The 16,560-nt window shown below is 71.8% G+C and carries 16 protein-coding genes and 1 pseudogene; 10 read left to right on the plus strand and 7 right to left on the minus strand.

From position 1 onward, the window contains the following. Positions 1-29: 29 nt before the first annotated feature. The gene (locus ABZW17_RS31925; protein WP_354822535.1) at positions 30-932 is read left to right on the plus strand and encodes a glucosyl-3-phosphoglycerate synthase; all 903 of its coding nucleotides are present in this window, start codon (positions 30-32) and stop codon (positions 930-932) included. Here the strand turns inward: ABZW17_RS31925 and cydC are convergent. The 4 genes from cydC to ABZW17_RS31945 all read right to left on the minus strand — a co-directional run bounded on the left by cydC (position 868) and on the right by ABZW17_RS31945 (position 6,317). Next, complete coding sequence (gene cydC / locus ABZW17_RS31930) at positions 868-2,496, minus strand: thiol reductant ABC exporter subunit CydC (protein ID WP_354822537.1); 1,629 nt, start codon at positions 2,494-2,496, stop codon at positions 868-870. The two genes, ABZW17_RS31925 and cydC, sit on opposite strands and share 65 nt — an antisense overlap. A gap of 122 nt (positions 2,497-2,618) precedes the next feature. Continuing rightward, the gene (gene cydD / locus ABZW17_RS31935) at positions 2,619-4,175 is read right to left on the minus strand and encodes a thiol reductant ABC exporter subunit CydD (RefSeq protein ID WP_354822539.1); all 1,557 of its coding nucleotides are present in this window, start codon (positions 4,173-4,175) and stop codon (positions 2,619-2,621) included. A 9-nt stretch (positions 4,176-4,184) separates the two neighbouring features. Then, on the minus strand, positions 4,185-5,153 hold the full coding sequence (locus ABZW17_RS31940) for a cytochrome d ubiquinol oxidase subunit II (RefSeq protein ID WP_354822541.1): 969 nt from the start codon (positions 5,151-5,153) through the stop codon (positions 4,185-4,187). Between the two features lie 3 nt (positions 5,154-5,156). Beyond that, on the minus strand, positions 5,157-6,317 hold the full coding sequence (locus ABZW17_RS31945) for a cytochrome ubiquinol oxidase subunit I (protein WP_354822543.1): 1,161 nt from the start codon (positions 6,315-6,317) through the stop codon (positions 5,157-5,159). A gap of 60 nt (positions 6,318-6,377) precedes the next feature. Here ABZW17_RS31945 and ABZW17_RS31950 point away from each other — a divergent pair, with 60 nt between their 5' ends. Genes ABZW17_RS31950 through ABZW17_RS31970 form a run of 5 tightly spaced genes read left to right on the plus strand, consistent with a single transcriptional unit; the run spans position 6,378 to position 8,691 of the window. Next, entirely contained in the window at positions 6,378-6,695 is a 318-nt protein-coding gene (locus ABZW17_RS31950) for a helix-turn-helix transcriptional regulator (protein WP_354822545.1), read from the plus strand. Continuing rightward, positions 6,692-7,360, plus strand: coding sequence for a permease prefix domain 1-containing protein (locus ABZW17_RS31955; RefSeq protein ID WP_354822547.1), 669 nt, complete (start codon positions 6,692-6,694; stop codon positions 7,358-7,360). Before ABZW17_RS31950 ends, ABZW17_RS31955 begins: the two co-directional genes overlap by 4 nt. Beyond that, a complete protein-coding gene (locus tag ABZW17_RS31960) occupies positions 7,357-7,680 on the plus strand; it encodes a DivIVA domain-containing protein (RefSeq protein WP_354822549.1) in 324 nt (107 codons plus the stop codon). The genes ABZW17_RS31955 and ABZW17_RS31960 overlap by 4 nt, the downstream gene beginning before the upstream one ends. Next, complete coding sequence (locus tag ABZW17_RS31965; protein ID WP_354822551.1) at positions 7,677-8,135, plus strand: SRPBCC family protein; 459 nt, start codon at positions 7,677-7,679, stop codon at positions 8,133-8,135. Before ABZW17_RS31960 ends, ABZW17_RS31965 begins: the two co-directional genes overlap by 4 nt. Then, positions 8,128-8,691 (plus strand): DNA-3-methyladenine glycosylase I, encoded by a 564-nt coding sequence (locus ABZW17_RS31970; RefSeq protein WP_354822553.1) that lies wholly within the window; start codon positions 8,128-8,130, stop codon positions 8,689-8,691. The genes ABZW17_RS31965 and ABZW17_RS31970 overlap by 8 nt, the downstream gene beginning before the upstream one ends. A gap of 56 nt (positions 8,692-8,747) precedes the next feature. On the opposite strand, the gene ABZW17_RS31975 is transcribed toward ABZW17_RS31970, so the two are convergent. Further along, a complete protein-coding gene (locus ABZW17_RS31975) occupies positions 8,748-9,542 on the minus strand; it encodes an enoyl-CoA hydratase-related protein (protein ID WP_354822555.1) in 795 nt (264 codons plus the stop codon). A gap of 199 nt (positions 9,543-9,741) precedes the next feature. Here ABZW17_RS31975 and ABZW17_RS31980 point away from each other — a divergent pair, with 199 nt between their 5' ends. The 3 genes and pseudogenes from ABZW17_RS31980 to ABZW17_RS31990 all read left to right on the plus strand — a co-directional run bounded on the left by ABZW17_RS31980 (position 9,742) and on the right by ABZW17_RS31990 (position 12,964). Continuing rightward, positions 9,742-9,909 (plus strand): DUF3117 domain-containing protein, encoded by a 168-nt coding sequence (locus tag ABZW17_RS31980; protein WP_013222969.1) that lies wholly within the window; start codon positions 9,742-9,744, stop codon positions 9,907-9,909. 90 nt (positions 9,910-9,999) lie between these two features. Next, positions 10,000-11,451, plus strand: coding sequence for a M17 family metallopeptidase (locus ABZW17_RS31985; RefSeq protein ID WP_354822557.1), 1,452 nt, complete (start codon positions 10,000-10,002; stop codon positions 11,449-11,451). A gap of 338 nt (positions 11,452-11,789) precedes the next feature. Beyond that, positions 11,790-12,964, plus strand: a pseudogene (locus ABZW17_RS31990) (IS110 family transposase). Positions 12,965-13,119: 155 nt separating this feature from the next. Here the strand turns inward: ABZW17_RS31990 and ABZW17_RS31995 are convergent. Further along, the gene (locus tag ABZW17_RS31995) at positions 13,120-14,013 is read right to left on the minus strand and encodes a LysR family transcriptional regulator (RefSeq protein ID WP_354822559.1); all 894 of its coding nucleotides are present in this window, start codon (positions 14,011-14,013) and stop codon (positions 13,120-13,122) included. A 62-nt stretch (positions 14,014-14,075) separates the two neighbouring features. On the opposite strand from ABZW17_RS31995, the gene ABZW17_RS32000 reads away from it, so the two are divergent. Continuing rightward, positions 14,076-15,254, plus strand: a complete 1,179-nt coding sequence (locus ABZW17_RS32000; RefSeq protein WP_354822561.1) for an MFS transporter — start codon at positions 14,076-14,078, stop codon at positions 15,252-15,254. 541 nt (positions 15,255-15,795) lie between these two features. On the opposite strand, the gene ABZW17_RS32005 is transcribed toward ABZW17_RS32000, so the two are convergent. After that, positions 15,796-16,440: an O-methyltransferase gene (locus ABZW17_RS32005; protein ID WP_354822563.1), complete on the minus strand. Its 645-nt coding sequence runs from the start codon at positions 16,438-16,440 to the stop codon at positions 15,796-15,798. Between the last annotated feature and the right edge of the window lie 120 nt (positions 16,441-16,560).

The following is a 16,560-nucleotide window of genomic DNA, read 5'->3' on the forward strand; positions in this document are numbered from 1 at the left end:
GTGCCACCAGCATGGCACGATCGTTACTCGTGAGTTGGTTCGAGCGGCGTACGTGGCAGGAGCCCGGGTGGACACCCGACGACATCCTGGCCGCGAAGGGTGACCGGACGGTTTCCGTGGTGCTACCGGCCCTGGACGAAGAGCGGACCGTGGGTGACGTCGTCGCGTCGGTGCGTCCCCTCCTCGGGAGTGTCGTCGACGAGCTGGTCGTCGTGGATTCGGGTTCCACCGACGCCACGGTGCAAACCGCCGAAGCCGCGGGCGCGCGCGTGGTGCGCCGCGAGGACGTCCTGCCGGACCTGCCGCCGGTGCCCGGCAAGGGTGAGGTGCTGTGGCGTTCGCTGGCCGCGACCAGGGGCGACTTCGTCGTCTTCCTCGACTCGGACCTGGTCGACCCGGACCCGGCGTTCGTGCCGTCGCTGCTCGGGCCGCTGGTCACCGAACCCGGCGTCCACCTGGTCAAGGGCTTCTACCGCCGTCCGCTGCGGCTGGAGAGCAGCGGCGGCGGCCGCGTCACCGAGCTGCTCGCGCGGCCGGTGCTCTCGGCGTTGCGCCCGGCGCTCGGCGGGCTGGTCCAGCCCCTCGGCGGCGAGTACGCGGGCACGCGCGAGTTCCTCGAGTCGGTGCCGTTCGCGGCCGGCTACGGCGTCGAGATCGGGCTGCTGCTCGACGCCGAGGCGCGGTACGGCCTGGCCGGCCTCGCGCAGGTGAACCTCGGCGTCCGCAAGCACCGGAACCGGTCGCTGCGCCAGCTGGGCGTGATGTCCCGCCAGATCCTCGGCACGGCGTTGGACCGCTGCGGCGTCCCGGCGGCGGACGCGCCGTTCACGCAGTTCGTGCAGGTCGACGAGGAGTGGCTGCCGGACATCACGGACGTCCCGGTCGCCGACCGGCCGCCGATGCGGGAAGTGCTCGCCCGTCCTCGAGGGTGAGCACCTCGTCGAAGCCGTCGACGTGCTCGGGCCGGTGGGTGACGAGGACCACGCTGCCCTTCGCCGCCGCGAGGACCCGCTTCAGGACGGCGTCGCCGTGGGCCGGGTCGAGGCCTTCGACGGGCTCGTCGAGCACGAGCACCGGCGGCGCGGCCAGCACGGCCCGGGCGAGGACCAGCCGCTGACGTTGCCCACCGGACAGCGCGTCGCCGTCCGGGCCGGTGTCGCGGTCGAGGTCCAGGTCGAAGCCGGCGGCTTCGCAGGCTGCTCGCAGCTCTTCGTCGGTCGCGTCGGCTTTCGCGAGCAGCAGGTTCTCGCGGACGGTCGTGTGGAAGACGTGGGCGTCGGCTTCGGCGCCCGAGATGACCTTCGACAGGTCGGCGTACTCGGCGAGCGGGTGGCCGTCGAGCGTCACCCGGCCTTCGGTGGGGGTTTCGCGGCCGAGCAGGAGGCGCAGGAGGGTCGTCTTCCCGGCGCCGCTGGGGCCGAGGATGCCGACGCGCTTGCCGGGCGGAAGGTCGAGGTCGAGGTTCTGCAGTGCGGGAGGCCGTCCGGGGTGCCGGACACCGGCGTTTTCGAGCCGGAAGTGCCCGTTTTCCGCGGCGCGGGTCCCCCCGGGGACGGCGGGTGCGCCCAGCACGGCCCGCACCCGCCCGGCGGACGCGCGCATTTCGGGTACGCGCCGGGCGGCGCCGATCAGCGGGAGAACGACCTCGAACGCCGTCATGGCGGCCAGGGTGAGGGCCGCGGTCGCCGGCACCGAGGCGGGGCAGAGCAGCCCGACGGCGACGGCGGTGCCGAGCTGGACGAGCACCCCGGCGGCGGTGCACACGGCGGGGGTCCGTTCGCCCGCGGTGATTTCGTCGACGACGCGCGTGGCCCGCTCGCGGTGTTCCCCGAGCGCGCCGGCGGCGACGAGCTCCCGGTGCCCGGTGACGAGCTCGACGGCCCGTTCGGCGAGTTCGGCCTTCTTCGGGGCGGTCGCCCGCGAGGCTTCGGCGGTGCGGCGGACGACGAGCCACGGGAGGAGAACCCCGGCAACGAGCAGCCCGGCGCCGAGCACGACAGCGCATTCGGCAGACGCGGCGGCGGTGACGCCGACGGCGACGACCCCCACAACGGCACCCACCCCGGCAGGCAGCAGCCACCGCAGGACGGCGTCCTGCAGAGCGTCCACATCGGACACGAGCCGGGTGACGAGGTCACCGCCGGAGTACGTGGTCCCGGGCACGAGGGCCTGGTAGACGCGGGAGCGGAGGTCACCGAGCCACCGCAGGACGACTTCGTGCCCGGCAAGCCGTTCGCCGTACCGCAGGCCACCACGGAGAAGCGCAAGGGTCCGGACGGCAACGATGGCGAGGGTGAGCGAAGCGAGCGGAGGCCGTTCGGCGGCCCGGAGAAGCAGCCAGGCGGCGGTGGCCATGAGGGCAAGGGCGGCGAGTTCGGCGGCGGCGCCGAGGAGGGCGGCGCGGAGGAGGCGGATGAGGTCCTTTGTGGAGACACCCCAGACCCCGAGAGTGGTCCTTGTCGTCCGGGGCAGGTCGCGAGAGGAGGTGTTTTTCATGTGGAGTTCCTGGTGCGGAGAAGGGGTGCGGCCACGTGTTGCGGCGCAGGCCGACGGCCGGCAAACAAGGGCCGCTCGGCGATCTGTGGACAACTGCTCCCCTGTGGACAGCGAACTTGACTTCACGCCGCCGCTCCCGTAAGCACCCGGCCGCCGCGTAGCTCCACCACGCGGTCCGCCAACGCCAGCATCGCCGGCCGATGGGCCACCAGGACCGCCGTCCGCTCCGGTAGCAACCGGCGGGTGGCCGACAGCACCGCCGACTCCGTCCGGGAATCCAACCGGGCCGTCGGCTCGTCCAGCAACACCAGCCCCGCCGAGGTTCGCGCCAGCGCCCGGGCCAGGCCCACCCGTTGCCGCTGGCCCGCCGACAGCACCTCGCCCAGCTCGCCCACCGGGGTCGCGTACCCCGACGGCAACCCCGCCGCCACCGCGTCGAGCGCTGCCGCCCGGGCGGCCGTCGGCACGTCGGCCGACGGAGAGCCCAGGGCGATGTTCGAAGCCAGCGTCCCCCGGAACAACGTCGGCCGCTGGGGGACCCACGCCACGTCGGCCAGCCAGTCCGGCGACGACAGCGACCGCAGGTCCACCCCGTCCACCAGGACCCGCCCCGACGTGGGCGTCACGAAACCCAGCAGCACGGACAGCACCGTGCTCTTCCCCGACCCGCTCGGCCCCACCAGGGCGATCCGCGAACCCGCGGGCACGACCAGGTCCACATCGGACAATGCCGGGACCCCGTCGTAAGACACCGAGACCCGTTCGAACACCAGCGAAGGCGCACCCCGCCGCCGGCAAAGCGCCCTCGAAGAAACAGAAACCACCGGCACCGCGAGCGCCTCCCGCAACGCCGTCAACCCCTCCGCCGCCGCGTGGAACTTCGCGCCCGCCGCTCGCAGCGGCAGGTACGCCTCCGGGGTGAGCAGCAGGATCACCAACGCCGGGCGCGCCTCCAGGCCGCCCGAAAGCAGCCGGAACCCGATCGGCACCGCCACCAACGCCACCGACAACGTCGCCACCAGCTCCAGCACCAGCGCCGACAGGAACGCCACCCGCAGCGTCTTCATGGTCGCGTCGGCGTGGGCGACCGCCATCGACCGCACCACCGAAGCCTGCGCCGCCGCCCGGCCGAACACCTTCGACGTCCCGAGGCCCCGGACGGCGTCCAGGAAGTGCCCGCCCAGCCGGGTCAGCAGCTGCCACTGGACCGACGCCCTGGTGTGCTTCCCGACCAGGATCGCGAACACCGGGATCAGCGGCAGCGTGGCCACCACGACCGGGGCCGACGTCAGATCCGCCGCGAACAGCCGCGCGACCACCGCCACCGGCACCACCACCGAAACCACCAGCGACGGCAGGTACCCGGTCAGGTAGCTGTCCGTGGCGTCGACACCGCGCGTGATCTGCGTGGCGACGACGCCCGCCCGGTCCGAAGTGGACGAAAGCAGCCGGCGGCGCAACGACCCCCGCACCGATGCCGCGAACCGTTCGCCCACCACACTGTGGCCCCACGAAAGCGCCACTCGCGCGGCGATGGCCACGACCAGGAAAACCGAAATCCCGCCACCGGTGAGCAGGGTGGCGAGCCCTTCGGCCTGGAGGAGCACCGCCGCCGCGGTGAGCACCCCGAGCAGGCCGAGAACGCACAGATACCGCCGGAGTCCGGGCAAAGCAGGCACGGCGTCCCCCTAGAAGTGCAGCAGCGAGTGCTGGTCGACGGGACGGCGGTGCGCGCGCCAGGTCAGCCACTGCACCACCAGCAGCACCACCAGCGACGGCGGTGCGAACCAGGCCAGCACCGCGAACGTCTCCGGCGCCGTCGCCGCCTGCTCGAGCGTCAGCGTGTCCCGCGCCGACACCAGCACGGCCGGGAACCGCAGGGTGCCCGCGAGCAGCGCCGGACACGCCGAAAGCACCATCGACCCGACGAGCGCGACCCGGTACCGCCGCACCGCCAGCCCGGTCCGCGTGACGGCGAAAGCCGCGAAGGCCAGGACGACCGCGCCCGCGCCGAGCGCCGAAACGCCCTTGAGCGCGAAGTAGCCCCACACCGAAGCGATCACCAGGAACGCGAACACCGGCGCCGAGAAGGCGCGAGCCAGCCGCACCGCGCGGCCTGCCAGCTCGGCCGGTGCCCGCACCGCCAGGAAAGCCGCCCCCTGCAGGCAGAACAACGCGACGAACCCGAGCCCCCACAGCACCGCGTACGGGGTGAACAGGGCGAGCACGTCACCGACCGGCGGCAGCCCGGCGACCACGTTGCCGAGGAACAGGCCCCACGACAACGCCGTCACCAGCGCGCCGCCCACGATGCCCGCCGTCCAGGCGCCGCGCCGGGCGTCGGGGCGGCGGCTGCGCAGCTGCATCGACGCCGTGAACGTCACCAGGCCGAGCAGCAGCGTCACGACCAGGACGTACGCCCCGGCGAACACCTTGCCCTCGAGGTGTGGGAACGCGCCGAACAGCAGGCCCACCGCGGCCACCAGCCACACTTCGTTGGCCAGGAAGAACGGCCCGAGCGCGCCGAGCAGCCGCCGTCGCCGCCGTTCGTCGGCTTCGAAGCCGGGCAGCAGCATCCCGACGCCGTAGTCGTACCCCGCCAGCGCGAAGTACCCGCAGGTCAGCAGGCCCAGCAGGCACCACCAGAAGGTCACCATCGGTCAGACTCCGCTCAGGACGGGCAGCTCGGCGGGCTCGCCGGCCGGCTCCGGGCCGCGCTTGGCGACCCGCGCCATGAGCACCCAGTCGGCCACTGCGAGCGCGGCGAACAGCAGTGTGAAAGCGATGAAGGAGAACAGGATCTGGCCGGCCGGGACGCCCGCGACGGCGTCGGCGGTGCGCAGCTTCCCCCAGACCAGCCAGGGCTGACGGCCGAGCTCACGCACCAGCCAGCCGAGGATCGCGGCCGCGAACGGCAGCGGGATCGCCGCGACCATCAGGTAGTGCAGGAACCGCGCCTTCGTGAGCCAGTTCCGGACCAGCAGCAGGGTCCCCAGCAGCGCGCACAGCAGCATGACGAACCCGAGCATGATCATCAGGCCCAGCGGCAGCCCGACGCCGCCGGTCTTCAGCTTGTCCGGCTGGTACTTCGCCAGCTCGCCGAACTGCGCGAACCCCTGGTTCACCACGAAGACCGAGCCGACGAGCGCCGCGACGACGCCGGCGCGCATCGACCGGCGGAAGAACTCGACCTCGGTGGTGCGCTTGAGGAAGTGCCACGCGCTGACGCCGACGACGAAGAACCCGCCGGTGACCAGCGCGGCGCCGAGCACGTGCGGCAGCGACGCGGCCAGCGCCGGGTTGGCGAACAGCGCGCCGAAGTCGTCGAGGCGCAGCACGCCGTGCTCGAGGTGGCTGCCGACCGGGTTCTGCAGGAACGAGTTCGCCAGCATGATGAACAGCGCCGATGCGTACGCGGTCAGCGTGACCAGCCAGATCAGCGCCAGGTGCAGCCCCTTGGGCAACCGGCCGAAGCCGAAGATCCACAGGCCGAGGAAGGTTGACTCCAGGAAGAACGCGACCAGCGTCTCGATGGCCAGGGGCGCGCCGAAGACGTCGCCGGCGAAGGCCGAAAGGCCGGTCCAGGTCAGCCCGAACTGGAACTCCATCACGATGCCGGTGACGATCCCCAGCGCGTAGTTGATCACGTACAGGCGGCCCCAGAAGCGCGTCATCCGCAGGAGCTCGGGCTTGCCGCCGAACGTCCAGCGCGTCTGCAGCACGGCCACCAGCGTGACCAACCCCAGGGTGAGCAGCACGAACAGGAAGTGGAACGAAGTCGTCGTCGCGAACTGGAGTCTCGCGATCGGAAGGGCGTTCATGTAGCCAGGCTACGCATAGCCTGGCTACATGTAGCAAGACGACGTGTAGACTGCGTACTCATGAAGGCGGACACCCTGCGCGGGCACCTCGACGCGTTGCTGCTGGCCGTGCTCGACGGCCGGAAACTGCACGGCTACGCGATCATCGAGGCGCTCCAGCTGCGCAGCGACGGCGCGCTCGACCTGCCGACCGGCACCGTGTACCCGGCGCTGCGCCGGCTCGAGCGGGCCGGCTGGCTGGCCAGCGAATGGGACGTCGTGTCCGGCCGCAAACGGCGGACCTATCGCCTGACCCACTCCGGCGAGCAGGCCCTGGCCGCCGAACGCGCGGACTGGCGGGACTTCACCGCGGTCATCGGGGGAGTGCTGGAAGCATGATCGACGCGTACCTGGGGGACCTGGACCGCCGGCTGCACGGCTGCGGCCGGTTCAAGGCCGACCTGCTCGAAGAGGCCCGTGACGGCTTGCACGACGCCGCCGACGCCTACCGCGCCGGCGGCTGGACCGACGAGGAGGCCGAGCGCCGGGCGGTCGCCGACTTCGGCCCCGCGGCCGTCGTCGCCCGCGACTACCAGGCCGAGCTCGGCATGCTCAGCGGCGTCCGCACGCTGTGGAAGCTCGTGCTGGGCGTCCCGGCGATGCAGATCGCGTGGGACTACGCGCGGATCCTCACCTTCGGTGAGTGGACGAAACTTTCGACGCCGACGCCGGAGTGGTACCGCGTGATCGCGCACGCCACGCACGGCGCCGTGTTCGTCGTGCCGGTAATCGGCGTGATCGCCCTGGTCGGCATCCGGTGGCTGTCACGCCGGCTCGACGCCGTCCGGCTCGCGCGGTTCTGCGGCGCGCTGATCGCGCTGGCCGTCGGCATCAACCTGGCCTCGGTGGGGCTGGTCATCGGCTCGACCGGCCTCGTCGACGTCTCGCGGCTGTTCCTGAGCGTTCCCTGCGTCCTGCTGATGGTCGCCTGGGTGCTCCTTTCCGTCCGGCTCGTCGTGCTCGCGAGACGGTCGTGGGGTGGGTATGCCACGATCGTCGCGTGACGACCGCGCTGATCTACCTCGTAGTCATGCTGCTGGTGGCGGCCGTGGTGTTCCTGCTCGCCGCGGTGGTGTTCGGCCGGGGTGAGGAGCTCGCCCCGCTGCCGCCGGGCAGCTCGCCCACGCGGCTGCCCGCCGAGGACATCACCGGCGAGGACCTGACCGACGTCCGGTTCCAGCTGGTCTTCCGCGGCTACAAGATGTCCGAAGTGGACTGGGTGGTGCGGCGGCTCGGCGTCGAAATCGACGAGCTGCGGGCCCGGGTCGCCGAACTGGAGCAGCGCGAGCCGGAGCGGGAGAGCTCGCCCGAGGCCGCCCCGTGACGGACCTGGTGCTTTCGGTCGACGTCCGCGCCCCGGCCGGGACGACCTGGCTCGCTCTGACCGACTGGACCCGCCAGGGCGAGTGGATGCTCGGCACCGAGGTCGAGGTCGTCGAGGGCAACGGCCGCAGCGTCGGGTCGCGGCTTTCGGCGTTCACCGGGGTCGCCGGCATCGGCTTCACCGACACCATGGAGATCACCAGCTGGGAGCCGCCGGTGCGGTGCGCGGTCCGGCACCTCGGCAGCTTCGTGCAGGGCACGGGCACGTTCCAGGTCGTCGCCAAGGGCGCGACGCGCTCGACGTTCGTCTGGGCCGAGCACCTGCGGCTGCCGTTCGGGCCGTTGGGCCGGCTCGGCTGGCCGGTGGTGCGGCCGGCGTTCGCGCTGGGGGTGCGCCAGTCGCTGCGGCGGTTCGCGCGGTTCGCGGAGGACTATTCGGTGGGTGGGAATGAGTGAACTGGCCGGCGCCGACGGCGTCGCGCGGTGCAGCTGGGGCAATTCGGCGCCGGACTACGTCGAGTACCACGACACGGAGTGGGGCGTGCCGCTCCACGGGCAGGACGAGCTGTACGAGCGGCTCTGCCTCGAGTCGTTCCAGTCGGGGCTGTCGTGGATCACGATCCTGCGCAAGCGGGAGGGCTTCCGGAAGGCGTTCAAGCAGTTCAAGCCGGCGAAGGTGGCGAAGTTCGGCGACGCCGACGTCGAGCGGCTGATGCAGGACGCATCGATCGTGCGGAACCGGGCGAAGATCCTGGCCGCGATCAACAACGCTCGGGCGATCGCTTCCCTGGACACCCCACTGGACGAGCTGCTGTGGTCGTTCGCGCCCGCTTCGCACGTCCGTCCTCGCACGATGGCCGACGTCCCGGCCATCACGGACGAGTCCAAGGCGATGGCCAAGGAGCTCAAGAAGCGCGGCTTCGTCTTCCTCGGCCCGACGACCTGCTACGCGCTGATGCAGGCCACCGGCATGGTCGACGACCACGTCTCCGGCTGCTTCCGCGCCTCGTGAGTGTTTAGGCGGGTTAGAACCCGCCTAAACACTCACGACCAGCCGCGGCAGACTGCTTACTTGCCCTGGAAGGTGGGCTTGCGCTTGCCGACGAAGGCTTCGACGGCCTCGGTGTGGTCGGCGGTCGCGCCGAGCGCGGCCTGGGCGGCGTCCTCGGCGTCGAGGGCTTCCTCGAACGTCGACTGCGCGGCCAGGTTGAGCACGCTCTTGATCTTCGCGTAGGCCACGGTCGGGCCGGCCGCGAGCTTCGCCGCCACCTGCTGGGCGCGGGCCGCGAGTTCCGCGTCCGGCACGACCTCGCCGACCAGGCCGAGCCGCAGCGCCTCGGCCGCGTCGACGGTCCGGGCCAGCAGCATCAGCTCGGCGGCCCGCCCGAGGCCGACCAGCCGCTGCAGCGTCCAGGACGCGCCCGAGTCCGGGCCCAGCCCGACGTTGGCGAAGGCCATCAGGAACGACGACGACTCGGCGGCGATCCGCAGGTCGCTGGCGTAGGCGAAGGCGGCACCGGCGCCGGCGGCGGTGCCGTTGACCGCCGCGATCACCGGCTTCTCCATCGACACGATCGCCTTGACGATCGGGTTGTAGTGCTCCTTCACGGTCTGTAGCGGGGCGGGGTCACCCGCTTGCAGCAGTCCCACGTGCTCCTTGAGGTCCTGCCCGGCGCAGAACGCCTTGCCGGAACCGGTCAGCACGACCGCGCGGACGGCTTCGTCGCCGGACGCCTCGCGCAGCGCCGAGAGCAGTGCTTCCTTCAGCTCCACGGTCAGCGAGTTGTACGCCTGCGGCCGGTTGAGGGTGAGGGTGCGCACCCCGTCGGCGTCGGCGGTCAACAGGACGTCGGATGTGGTCACGTCTTCTCCTTGCGCGGAAAACTTCGGTCGCCCGAGAGTCTTCCACCTCGCGCGGGCCGCATACCAGCACCGATACGGCGGCAAAAGATCCCCTCCGCTGATGCGCCCGGCCGCTGATGAGGGACAATGGACACCAGACCCGGCTGGCTTTCACGCGAGCGCGACCCGGGCGCGCCGGTTGAGACGGAGGGAGCACGCTATGGCGGCCATGAAGCCCCGGACCGGAGATGGTCCCCTCGAAGTGACTAAGGAGGGGCGGGGCCTCGTGATGCGCGTACCGCTCGAGGGTGGTGGGCGACTCGTCGTCGAACTCTCCGCGGAAGAAGCGAAGGACCTCGGCGCCGCACTGGCGGAGGTCACCGGCTGAGCCGGCTCCCTCGATCCGTCCTTCCGTCGCACCCCGGTCTCCCTTCGGAGGCCGGGGTCGCGGTTCCTCTGCGCCCGAAGGTTGCTCACTGTGCGTAATCCGCTACCGCCCGTTCCGGCTACCCTGCTCGACATCGAGGTCGCGGACCAACTCCGCCGCGGCCTCCCGACGGCCCGGCTGGTGGCCGCGCCCGACAACGATGACGTCGAGCCCCTGGAGCTCGAGGGCGTCCGGATCAGCGGCAAGGCGGGTGACGTCCAGACGCTCCCCGGCGCCGGCCCGCGCTGGGTGGCGGGGCTGGGCGACGGCGAGCCGAAGCAGTACCGCAAGACCGGCGCGGCCCTGGTCCGTGCCGTGCACGCTTCGCTGGCTGAAGACGTCGAAAGCGGTGGCAAGGCGTTCCGCGCGGTGCAGCTGGAGCTGCCCGAGGAGGCGTCCGGCGAGCACGTGACCGAGCTGGTGCTGGGCCTGCTGCTCGGCGGCTACCGGTTCAAGGTGACCGCCGAGGAACCCAAGCCGGTGGTGCGGACCATTCGGCTCGTGTCGGCAGACCCGGCGCTGCCCGCGCTGGTCGAGCGGGCTTCGGCGCTCGCGGCGGCGACGGCGCTGACCCGCGACCTCGCGAACACGCCGTCCAACGTGAAGACGCCGGCCTGGCTGGCCGACACCGCGGCCCGCGTGGCCGGTCCGCGCGTCGAAGTGACGGTCCGGGACGAGAAGTGGCTGGCGGCGGAGGGTTTCGGCGGCGTCCTGGCCGTCGGCGGCGGTTCGGCGCGGCCGCCCCGGCTGGTCGAGATGACGTACAAGCCGGCGGGCGCGACCCGGCACCTGCTGCTGGTCGGCAAGGGCATCACGTTCGACACGGGCGGCTTGTCGATCAAGCCGGCCGACGGCATGCACCTGATGCGCACGGACATGGCGGGCGGCGCGGCGGTGATCGCGGCGACCCGCGCGATCGCGGCGCTGGGGCTGCCGGTCCGGGTGACGGCGCTGGTCCCGTGCGCGGAGAACCACGTCTCGGGTTCGTCGTACCGCCCGGGCGACATCGTCCGCCACTACGGCGGCAAGACGACCGAGGTGGGCAACACGGACGCGGAGGGCCGGATGGTCCTGGCCGACGCGCTGGCGTACGGAATCCGCAAGTTCACCCCGGACTACGTGGTCGACGCGGCAACGCTGACGGGCGCGATGAAGGTGTCGCTGGGCCTGCGAACGGGCGGGTTGTTCGCCTCGGATTCATCCCTGGCGGCGGCGGTGGTCGCGGCGGGCGCCCGGGTGGGCGAGGCGTGGTGGCGAATGCCCCTGGTGGAGGACTACGCGGAGAACGTCCGCGGCGACTTCGGCGACGTCCGCCAGACACCGGGCGGCCCGGGCGGCATCACGGCGGCGTTGTTCCTGCGGGAGTTCACGGCGGGGCTGCCGTGGGCGCACTTGGACATCGCCGGCCCGGCGCGCTCGGAGAAGAACTACGACGAGGTGGTCCCGGGGGCGACGGGCTTCGCGGCGCGGACGCTGGTGGAGCTGGCGGCTTCGCTGGGCTGAGGTTTGCCCACAGTTCGGCCGGGCTGTGGACAACTGGCTGCTCGGGGCGGTTTTGTCGGTGGTCGCCGATAGAATGGACCTGGGGACGCCCCGTTACCGTTTTTCGTGGTTCCTGATCAAGGAGCTGTGGTCACCAGGCCCGGCATGACTGACGCCCCCAGTCGCAGGCATGATCCGGGGGGTGGTGTCACCGGGTCTGGTGGCATCGACCGACCGCTGATAGGGACACGGCCACCGCAAGGTAGGTCACGTCGTAACGTGGGTGCCGGCGCTCGATGCCCGATCGGCGACCACATCGCGGCGAACGAACGGCATGGTGGATGAGCAGCACTTAAAGCGTGTTCCTCGGCCTGGACGTCGGCAAGGAAGCCCACCACGCGGTCGGTCTCGACCCCGACGGGAAGCGACTGCACGACGGGCCGCTGCCCAACACCGAACCGAAGCTGAAAGCCCTGTTCGACACGCTCGCCGCGCATGAAACCCTGCTGGTCGTGGTCGACCAGCCCGCCACCATCGGGGCGCTGCCGGTCGCGGTCGCCCGCGCGGCCGGGCATCAGGTCGCCTACCTGTCCGGCCTGGCGATGCGCCGCATCCCCGACCTCTACCCCGGCCCGCGCCAAAACCGACGCCCGGGACGCGTTCGTCATCGCCGCCGCCCGCTCGCTGCCCCACACGCTGCGCCCGGTCGACGTCGGTGATGAGGCGATCGCGGAGCTGGAGGTGCTGGTCGGGTTCGACGACGACCTGGCCGGCGAAGCCACCCGGATCAGCAACCACATCCGCGGGCTGCTCACCGGCATCCACCCCGCTCTCGAGCACGCGATCGGCCCGCGGATCAGCCACCCGGCGGTGCTGGAAATCCTCTCCCGCTGCGGCGGCCCGGCCGGGATCGCCAAGGCCGGCCTCCGCAAATTCACCGCGATCGCCAAGATCCATGCGCCCCGTCTGGGCGACAAGCTGGTTGAGTCGATCATGGCTGCGCTGGGCGAGCAGACGGTCACCGTCCCGGGCATCGCCGCCGCGGACACCGTGCTCCCGCGGCGGGCCGACAGCTTGAAACCGTGCTCCTGCAGCGCAAACAGGTCGCCGAGCAGGTCGAGGGAATACTTGATGCCCACCCTCTTGCCGGGGTCCTGACGCCGATGCCCGGCATCGGCGTCAGGACCGCAGCCCGCATCCTGCTCGAGGTCGGCGACGCCTCCTACTTCGCCTCTTCCGGGCACCTCGCCGCCTACGCCGGCATCGCCCTGGTCACCCGCAGCTCCGGCACCAGCATCAAAGGCGAGCATCCCGCCCGAACCCGCAACCGCCAGCTCAAACGCGCGTTCTTCCTCGCCGCCTTCGCAGCCCTGGCTGATCCGACCAGCCGGACTTACTACGACCGCAAACGAGCCGAGGGCAAAAAAAACACAACGCCGCGTTGATCTGCCTGGCCCGCCGCCGCTGCGACGTCCTCTACGCCATGCTCTGCAACGGCACCCACTACCGCCAACCCGCTCCCGCTGCGGCTTGACAACCACATAGGGCCCCCAGGGAGCGGCGGGGGATTCTCCGGTGGGGGTGACATCGATGGGCCGGACGCTGCGCGAAGCCGCCGCACCCCTGCTTTGAGCGGAGCATCGCGCACCTCCCGGACATCGACGCGGCCCGCGCGGCGTACGACAGCCGTCAGGCCTGCGCCAGGACGTGGTCGCGGAACCCGCCGACCGCCGGCGTCATCGGCTCCTCGGCCCGCCACACCAGCCCGATCGTCCGGTACGGCGGCGGCGAAAGCGGCACTTCCGCCACCCCCGCCGGCGTGCCCGGCCCGAACCGCGGCAGCAGCGCCACCCCCAGGCCCGCCGCCACCAGGCCGCGCACGGTGTCCGACTCCTGGCCCTCGAACGCGATCCGCGGCATGAAACCCGCCGCCGCGCAGAGCTCGTCCGTCAGCGTCCGGACGCCGTATCCCTGCTCCAGCAGCACGAACTCCTCGTCCGCCAGCTCCGCCACGCGCACCGACTCGCGCCCGGCCAGCCGGTGGCCCGCCGGGACCGACAGCAGGATCTCCTCGTCGACCAGGCCCGCGCAGGCCAGCGCCGGGACGGTGGGCAGCGGCGCCACCAGGGCCAGGTCCAGTTCGCCGCCCGCCAGGCGGTCGACCATGTCCTGCCGCGAGCCCTGCACCAGCGTGAACCGCACCCCCGGGTACCGCGCGCGGTACCCGCGCAGCAGCGACGGCACCAGCGACCGCCCGAGGAGGTGCAAGAACCCCAGCACGACGTGCCCCGACTCCGGCGACACCTCCTCGCGTGCCAGCCGGACGCCGGTGTCGACCGCCGCCAGGCCGCGCTCGGCTGCTTCGGCGAGCAGTTCCGCCGCGCGCGTCAGGCGGATGCCGCGGCCGTCCGGGACCGTCAGGGGTGCGCCGAGCGCGTCGGCCAGTGCGGCGAGGCGGCGGCTGACGGTGGGCTGGGGCACGCCCAGCAGTTCGGCCGCGCGTGTGACGTTCCTCGTCTCCCGCAGGGCGGCGAGCAACGGCAGGTGCGGCGCCACCTGGGCGGACAGCGAGTCATACGTCATTGCATCGATCCTGCCAGCGTCGTGCATTGGACGTATTGGTTAGGGCTGCTTACTTTCGGGTGGTGACCTCCACCCGTCGAGTCAAGACCGCCGTCGCCGCGGCCGGGATTTCTTCGTTCGCCCTGCTCTACGCGCCGCAGCCGGTGTTGCCGCAGCTCGCCGCGCAGTACCACCTCGATCCCGGTGGTGCGGCGCTCGCGGTCAGCGTGGCGACCGGTGCGCTCGCGATCGCCGTCCTGCCGATCGCGGCGTTGTCGGAGGTGGTCGGGCGGCGGCCGGTGATCCTGACGTCGGTCATTGCGTCGGTGGTGATCGGGTTGCTGCTGCCGCTGATGCCGACGTATCCGGCGTTGCTGGTTCTGCGTGCGCTGCAGGGCGTGGCCATCGCCGGGTTTCCCGGGGTGGCGGCGGCCTACCTGGCCGAACGCCTGGGCCGGGCGGGTGTCGCGGCGGCGGTGGGCGCGATGATCGCCGGCAACACGATCGGCGGGATGCTCGGGCGGCTGGCCAGTGGGTTCACCGCGGGGCCGCTCGGGTGGCGTGGGGCGCTGTTCGTCGTTGCTGCGGTGGGCGCGGTGTGCTCGGCGGTCACTGTTGTCGCTTTGCCGCCGGGGCGTCGTGCTGTGCGGGCCGGCGGCGTGGGGCGGGGGCTTCTGACGGCCTTGAGCAAGCCGGTTTTGTTGGCTCAGTACGCGGTCGCGCTGCTGGCGATGGGGTCGTTCGTCGCGTTGTACAACGCTGCCGGGTTCCGGTTGACGGGGGAACCTCTCGGGTTGTCGCCGGCGGTCGCGTCGCTGGTGTTCCTGGCGTATGCGACGGGTTCAGTGTCCTCGGCGGCTGCGGGACGGCTGGTGGCTTTGGTGGGCCGGCGTCGGGCGTTGGTGGGTGCGTTGTTGTTGACCGCGGTGGGGGCGGTGTTGACGCTGCCGGACTCGTTGCCGCTGGTCATCGCGGGGTTCTTGGTGCTGACGTGCGCGTTCTTCGCGGCTCATGCGGTGGCTAACGGGTGGGCGGCGGCGGATGCGCCGGAGGGGGCGCGGGGACAGGTCGGTGGGATGTACACGGCGACGTATTACCTGGGTAGCAGCGTTGGTGGGGCGGCTGGGGCTTGGGTTTACGGGCATGCGGGGTGGGGGTGGCTGGTTGGGGTTGTGGTGGTGTGGCTGGGGGTTGCGGTGGCCGTGGTGGGGGTGGGGACGCGGGTGCGCTCGGGGCGGTTGGAGCTGGTGGGTGCGGGGTGAGGTTGGGGTCTCGCCGGGTTGAAGGGCGCCGGTTGGGCTTCGCTGCGTTGAAGGGGCCGATTTGGCGTCGCTGCGTTGAAGGGGCGGCTGGGCTCGCCACCTCAGAAGCCGCCGGTTTGGGGTCGCTGCGTTGAAGGCGGCGATTGGATGGTCTCGGCACCCCGAAGCTCGATTGTGACTACGGCCGGCGGCACCGCGTCAAGGCGGGAAAGATGCCTTGACCCGGCGCCGCCGGCCGTGTTCTGGCTTCGGATCGGGGTTGCGGGGGGTCTGGGTGCCGTCGTGGTCAGCTTCGGGTCTCGACCTCTGGCCGCCGCTTCTGGCGGTCTCCCTTTTCGCGCTCCGGCGCGGCTCGCGCGGCGGGGTCGGGCGTCGGGGTCGGGCGTCTGAGGTTGGGGGTTTGGGGTTTGGGTGCCGTCGTGGGCACCTCCGGCGCCCGCCCTCCCTTGGGGGCTCCCCCTTGGTCCATTCTATCGGGCCCCACCCACGAAAACCCCCGCGAGCAGCTCCTTGTCCACAGCCCTGCCGACCTGTGGACAACTCAGGTAGCCGCTCCCACCAGCAGCCCGCCGCCCACCGGCAGCAGGGCCGGGACCAGGCGTTCGTCCTCGCGGAACGCCCTGGCCACCTCGCGCAGGGCCAGCGTCTCCGGGTCTCGGTGCGACGGGTCGATCACCCGGCCGCCCGCCAGTACGTTGTGGAACGCGATGATCCCGCCGCGTCGCAGCAGCGATACTCCCAGCTCGTAACAGCCCGGGTACTCGATGTGCGCCGAATCCACGAACACCAGGTCGTAGCCGCCCGGGGTGAGGCGCTGCAACACGTCCAACGCGCGGCCGATGATCAAGCGGGTGCGGCCCGGTGCGAAGCCCGCCTCGCGGAACGTCGTGCGGGCCGCTCGCTGGTACTCCGGCTCCACGTCGATCGAGGTCAGGACGCCGTCCGGGGCCATTCCGCGCAGGAGGCTCAGGCCGCTCACCCCCGCGCCCGTGCCCACCTCGACCACCGCCTTCGCGCACAGCGTCGCGGCCAGGAAACGCAACGTCGCGCCCGCACCCGCGCTCAGCGGGGTGCAGCCCAGGTCCTCGGCCCTGGCTCGGGCCGCGGACAGCACCTCGTCGTCGGGCAGGTACCCGTCGACGAACCCGGAATCGGCCGGTGCGGCCGCAGGGGTGGGCGTGTTCACGCACGGAGGTTAGCGTTGGTTGTCGATAAATCCGCGCAGGCTCCCTGGTAAGCACCCGGGAAGAAGTTCTCAGCCTGCTCTCAGTCCAGTCTCACTAGAACCATAAGGAACCCGGACAGA

The sequence above is a fragment of the Amycolatopsis sp. NPDC004625 genome, assembly GCF_040609695.1.
In the GTDB taxonomy this organism is placed as follows: Bacteria; Actinomycetota; Actinomycetes; order Mycobacteriales; family Pseudonocardiaceae; genus Amycolatopsis.